Source organism: Carboxydothermus ferrireducens DSM 11255 (assembly GCF_000427565.1).
Lineage (GTDB): Bacteria > Bacillota > Z-2901 > Carboxydothermales > Carboxydothermaceae > Carboxydothermus > Carboxydothermus hydrogenoformans.
This window is the reverse complement of sequence record NZ_KE386561.1, coordinates 106,672-112,754: the sequence shown is the minus strand read 5'-3', so window position 1 is coordinate 112,754 and position 6,083 is coordinate 106,672. Positions and strand designations below refer to the sequence as shown.

Annotated in this window: 7 protein-coding genes; all 7 read left to right on the top strand. The window is 38.4% G+C overall.

The genetic code is table 11. From position 1 onward, the window contains the following. Positions 1-311 (top strand): electron transfer flavoprotein subunit alpha/FixB family protein (locus CARFE_RS0113130; RefSeq protein WP_028053064.1); only part of this gene is annotated, 311 nt, incomplete at its 5' end. A 151-nt stretch (positions 312-462) separates the two neighbouring features. Continuing rightward, positions 463-1,644, top strand: a complete 1,182-nt coding sequence (locus tag CARFE_RS0113125; RefSeq protein WP_011344263.1) for an acetyl-CoA C-acetyltransferase — start codon at positions 463-465, stop codon at positions 1,642-1,644. Between the two features lie 75 nt (positions 1,645-1,719). After that, on the top strand, positions 1,720-2,199 hold the full coding sequence (locus CARFE_RS15265; RefSeq protein ID WP_051250330.1) for a DUF523 domain-containing protein: 480 nt from the start codon (positions 1,720-1,722) through the stop codon (positions 2,197-2,199). Further along, positions 2,159-3,037, top strand: coding sequence for a B12-binding domain-containing radical SAM protein (locus CARFE_RS0113115; RefSeq protein WP_028053063.1), 879 nt, complete (start codon positions 2,159-2,161; stop codon positions 3,035-3,037). The genes CARFE_RS15265 and CARFE_RS0113115 overlap by 41 nt, the downstream gene beginning before the upstream one ends. A gap of 14 nt (positions 3,038-3,051) precedes the next feature. Continuing rightward, positions 3,052-3,690 (top strand): pyrophosphatase PpaX, encoded by a 639-nt coding sequence (gene ppaX / locus CARFE_RS0113110; protein WP_028053062.1) that lies wholly within the window; start codon positions 3,052-3,054, stop codon positions 3,688-3,690. A 3-nt stretch (positions 3,691-3,693) separates the two neighbouring features. Next, positions 3,694-5,415: a sigma-54-dependent Fis family transcriptional regulator gene (locus CARFE_RS0113105; protein WP_028053061.1), complete on the top strand. Its 1,722-nt coding sequence runs from the start codon at positions 3,694-3,696 to the stop codon at positions 5,413-5,415. 28 nt (positions 5,416-5,443) lie between these two features. Then, complete coding sequence (gene lepB, locus CARFE_RS0113100) at positions 5,444-5,998, top strand: signal peptidase I (RefSeq protein WP_084138959.1); 555 nt, start codon at positions 5,444-5,446, stop codon at positions 5,996-5,998. Positions 5,999-6,083: the final 85 nt, after the last annotated feature.

The following is a 6,083-nucleotide window of genomic DNA, read 5'->3' as shown; positions in this document are numbered from 1 at the left end:
TGGAAGATTTGGCGGACGTTTTAGGGGCAGCGGTAGGGGCCTCCCGGGCAGCGGTAGATGCCGGCTGGCGGGAGCACCGGTACCAGGTAGGCCAGACCGGTAAGACCGTATCCCCCAGTTTGTATATCGCNGTAGGTATTTCCGGGGCAATTCAGCACTTAGCCGGNATGGGCAGCTCCAAGGTAATAGTAGCCATCAACAAAGACCCGGAAGCTAACATCTTTAAAGTTGCCGATTACGGTATTGTTGGCGATTTGTTTGAAATAGTTCCGCTTTTAACCGAAGAGTTTAAAAAGCTTTTAAAATCGTAAAAAAAATAACTAGAGAATGGGAAGAGGAGAGTAGTTTTATTTTGTTTCTGGGGTGTAGCTTATAACTACACCTCCTTTTTTCAATAAATGTTGGTATAATTTTTGCTTATTGCAAATTAAAGCTTTAAAGATTTTTTAAAGGAGGATTCCAATGGAAGAAGTAGTAATTGTAAGTGCCGTTAGAACTCCCATTGGCAGTTTTTTGGGCAGCCTTGCCCAAACGCCAGCGGTGGATTTAGGGGCGCTTGTTATTAAAGAAAGTCTAAACCGCATTAACCTTGCGCCCCGGTTTGTTGATGAGGTTATCATGGGGAACGTTTTACAGGCAGGATTAGGCCAGAACCCAGCCCGGCAGGCAGCTATAAAAGCAGGAATACCCCAGGAAGTACCTGCTTTTACAGTAAACAAAGTTTGCGGTTCAGGATTAAAATCCGTCGGACTAGCTTACCAGGCAATAGCAACGGGTGATGCCGATATCGTTGTCGCCGGGGGAATGGAAAACATGTCTTTAGCACCTTACGTCTTGCCCAAAGCCAGGACAGGTTACCGCATGGGGCATGATACCCTGATAGATTCCATGATTAAAGATGGCTTATGGTGTGCTTTTACCGATGTGCATATGGGAATTACCGCGGAAAATATAGCCGAAAAATACAATATAACCCGCGAAGAACAGGACAAATTTGCCCTGCAAAGTCAGGAAAGAGCTATAAAAGCAATTGACGAAGGAAAGTTTAAAGAAGAAATCGTTCCCGTAATCATCCCCCAGAAAAAAGGAGAACCCCTGGTATTTTCCACCGATGAATTTCCCAAACGCGGTACATCCCTGGAAAAACTTGCCGCTCTAAAACCGGCCTTCAAAAAAGATGGTACCGTAACTGCCGGAAATGCCTCGGGAATTAATGATGGAGCTGCTGCGGTTGTAGTTATGTCAGCAAAAAAAGCTCAAGAATTAAATATTAAACCCTTGGCTGTTATCCGCGGTTATGCAGCTGCGGGAGTAGATCCTGCCTATATGGGTTTGGGCCCAATACCTGCCACCCGCAAAGCCCTTAAAAAAGCCAATTTAACCGTTTCTGACTTGGGGCTTATTGAAGCAAACGAAGCTTTTGCCGCCCAGGCTTTAGCGGTAATTAAAGAGCTCGAATTAAATCCGGAAATAACTAATGTCAACGGTGGTGCCATAGCGTTAGGTCACCCCATAGGAGCCTCTGGAGCTCGAATATTGGTAACCTTACTACATGAGATGCAAAAACGTAATACAAAATACGGTTTAGCAACCTTATGTATTGGTGGCGGCCAAGGATTTGCTTTAGTAGTTGAAAAAGTTTAAAAGCCGGAAATTCCGGCTTTTTTTCTTTGGTTTAAAGTGGTAAAATTTTGGGTAAAGAAAAAGGAGGGTATAACTATTTTTTTAGTTAGCGCTTGTTTAGTTGGATTAAATACAAAATACGATGGTACTAACAATTTAAATCCCCGGGTACTGGAGTTTTTAAAAGATAAATTATTTATTCCCATTTGTCCCGAACAATTAGGTGGTTTGCCAACACCCCGCTTACCGGCAGAAATTATTTCGTATCCCCAACTTAAAGTAATCAATATCAAGGGTGAAGATGTAACAAGTAACTTTTTCCGGGGAGCTCAGGAAACCTTAAAAATTGCTCAATTTTATGAAAATAAATTATCCGGTATCATCCTTAAAGAAAAAAGCCCTTCCTGCGGCGTAAATTACATTTATGATGGAAGTTTTCAAAAACGGTTAATTCCAGGAATGGGTGTTACCGCTCGGCTTCTTTTTGAGCATGGTTTTAAACTTTTTACCGAAAAAAGTATAGGGAGGGAGGCGGATGGAAATCTATCGTGGCAATATTTTTCGCCCTCCGAGTGAAGCAAATAGCGTTATTTTACAAGTAACGGTGGGATGCAGCTATAATAAGTGTACTTTTTGCGGGATGTATAAAGACAAGGTTTTTCAAATCAGGCCTTTAAAAGAAGTTAAAGAAATTATCAACTTTTTTAAGCTAAATTATCCCTTTGCCGAAAAAGTTTTTTTAGCCGATGGCGATGCTTTAAGCGCCCCAACCGAATACCTAATCGAAGTATTAAAGATGTTAAAAAACAGCTTTCCCCGGTTAAAAAAAATAAGCAGTTACGCAGGACCTAAATCGCTTTTAACTAAAAGTGCCGAAGAACTGCGTGCACTTCGAGAAAACGGAATATCCCTTTTGTACATCGGCCTGGAAAGTGGTTCAGATATCGTTTTAAAAAAGGTCCAAAAAGGATTTACTGCCGCTGAGATAATCCATGCGTGTCAAAAAGCAAAAGAGGCAAATTTTGAACTTTCCATAACCGTAATATCCGGATTGGGTGGCAAAGAGCTCTGGCAGGAACATGCCCTATCTTCGGCGGAAGTGGTTTCCAAAATAAGTCCCCATTTTTTAGCTACCCTCACATTAATGTTAGTCCCCGGTACAAAACTATACAAGGATGCAGAAGAAAACCGCTTTCAGCTCCTTTCGAGCAAAGAAATTTTACAGGAATTAAAATTGTTTTTACAAAATTTAAACTTATCCAATACGGTATTTCGCAGTAATCATGCTTCAAACTACTTACCATTAAAAGGAGTACTTAATCAAGACCGCGCTAAACTTATTAAAATTATTGATGAAGCTCTCGAAGAAAAAGGAATTTGGCCATTGCGCCCCGAATATCTTAGAAGGCTATAAAAGGGAGAGTTGCAATGATAAAAGCAGTATTTTTTGACTTAGATGGTACTTTGTTGGACACTTTTGATTTGATATATGAATCGTTTAAACATGTTTATAAAAATTTTCTAAATAAAGATATCACCAGGGAAGAGATTTATCCCTATTTCGGCAAACCACTAATTTATTCCTTTGAAAATTTAGATCCGGAAACAATCGACCAAGTGATAGCTGCTTACCGTGAATTTAATTTACAGCATCACGATCAAATGGTAAAACCTTTTCCGGGAGCAAAAGAAACTTTGGAAAAATTAAAGCAAAGGGGTAAAATACTTGCCGTCATTACATCAAAAGTAAAAAGTACTGCTATAAGAGGCCTTAAGTTATTTAACCTGGATCGATATTTCGATCTCGTAGTTGCTTTGGAGGATACCGAAAAACATAAACCCGACCCTGCTCCGGTGTTATACGCTCTAAAATTTTTTCAAGTAAAGCCAGAACAATGTCTAATGGTTGGCGATAGTCCTCATGATATGGTAAGTGCCCAAAGAGCTGGAGTTAAAACTGCTGCGGTAAAATGGAGCGTTTTACCTTGGGAGGATTTGGTAAAAACAAAGCCGAATTACATTTTAAATTCTTTTGACGACTTGTTAAAAATAACCGGGGTGGAGTAAACTGTGGCGATAAATCCCATAAATCATTTAAGTCTATTACACATTCTTGATTCAATTCATAACGCTATTGTAGCCATCGACGAAGAAGGAAAGGTTATTATTTTTAATAAGGCCAGTGAAAGAGTTTTTAACTATCCAGCAAAAAAAGCTTTGGGAAAAAATATAAATGAAGTCTTGCCGTTTAGCGGGCTTAATAAGGTACTGAAAACTGGCGAATCACACATTGGTCGCAAATTTAAAATTGGGGATAACTTGTATGTAGTTAACCGAACCCCACTTTATTACAAGGGTAAGATTATTGGTGCTATTGGGGTTGCCCAGGAAATTAATGAACTAAAAAACATTGCCGATGAATTGGAAAATGTTTTGGCTTTAAAACAAACTTTAGAAACCATCCTCGAAGCAGGCCAGGAAGGATACATGGTTTTGGATTTAGATAAAACGGTCACCCACGCCAATAAAGCAATTGCTGACCTCTTTGGTCTAAAGTTAAGCGATATCGTCAACAAACCAATTAACTCCTTAACCGCAAATCCTTTCTTTTGTGAATTACCAGAATCCGCCGACGATATAAAAACAGAAGTGGTAGAAATTAACGGCAGGCAAGTGGTAGCTTTTAAATACCCGATAGTAAAAGATTACAAACTTTATGGAGGAGTAATCAAAGTTATTTTTCAAGAAGTCAGTGACTTATTAGCATTGGCTGAAAAGGTTAATCAATTAAATTCCGAATTATCGTACTATAAAAACGAACTAACTAAATATACGTCAAAACAATTTACCGAAAATAAAATAATTGGCAATCATCCCTCTATTGTACGCTTAAAAGAAATAATTAAAAAGATAGCTCCTTATAACACCACCGTTTTAATCCGGGGGGAAAGTGGAACCGGAAAAGAATTAGTTGCCCATGCCTTACACGTGGAGAGCGGAAGACCGGGTAGCTTTATCAAGGTTAACTGCGCCGCAATTCCGGAAAATCTCTTCGAAGCAGAGCTTTTTGGTTATGTCGAAGGAGCGTTCACCGGAGCTAAAAAAGGGGGACAAATTGGTAAATTTGAATTAGCAAATAATGGTACAATATTTTTGGATGAAATAGGGGATATGCCCTTAGCTATGCAGGCTAAACTTTTAAGGGTACTGCAGGAAAAAGAAGTTGAACGGCTGGGAGACCGAAAGACAAGAAAAATTAACGTTAGGGTAATTGCCGCAACCAATCAAAACTTAGAAGAACTTATTAAAAAGAAGAAATTTCGGGAAGATCTTTACTACCGTCTTAATGTAATTTCGTTATATGTACCAGCTCTAAGGGAAAGGATTGAAGATTTACCTTTATTAATCAAATATTTCATAGAAAAATTTAATAAAGAATACGGGACAAATGTTACGGGTATTTCTCCGGAAGTTATGGATATATTTATGAATTATTCCTGGCCGGGAAATATCCGAGAACTTGAAAATGTCCTGGAAAGGTGTTTTAATTTAGTTGAGGGCAAAGTCATCGAAAAAAAATATCTACCACCGTATATTCTGGGAGAAGAACTAAAAAATAAAGAATTTCCGTTAGGACAAAGTCTTACAAATTTACTTGAGGCATATGAAAAAGAATTAATTAAGGCAGCTCTTTTAAAAGCTAAAGGCAATAAAAGTAAAGCGGCCAATCTTTTAGGAATATCGCGCCAATGGCTTCACAAAAGACTAAAATATTTTAACCTTTTACCTTAAAAAATTTTTGGAAAGGACGTAAAAGACAATGTTCAGCGAAACTGAAAAAGAAACAACAAAAAGTTTTTCCTGGAAAAATGAACTAAAAGAATTCATTTCAGCAGCAATCTGGGCAGTAATTTTAGCGTTTATCATTAAAACTTTTATCTTTCAACTGACTTACGTTCCAACCGGTTCAATGATACCCACAATTTTACCAAACGACCGGGTCGTAGTTTTGAAATTCTGGTATAAAATTAAGCCTATAGAGCGGGGACAAATAGTGGTTTTTGATCCTCCGAATTCAGCGAATTCACCGCCCTTTATAAAAAGAGTAATTGGGCTTCCGGGGGAAACATTGGAAATTAAAAATAATACCGTTTACATCAACGGTAAACCGTTAAAGGAAAATTATTTACCTGCAAAAATGGAAATGGAACCCTTTGGACCTTTTAAAATTCCCAAAGATGCAATTTTTGTTATGGGTGATAATCGCCAACACAGTGCTGATAGCAGGTATTTTGGTGCGGTACCGATAAAAAACATAAAAGGTCGGGCAGTTTTAACCTACTGGCCGCTTAACCGGGTAAAGGTCTTAAGATAACCAGAAAATCTGGTTATCTTTTTTAAAGCTTTTTAGTTTACATAATACTTATTATGGGAAGTTATTTTTTAAACAAAAAAGTGGA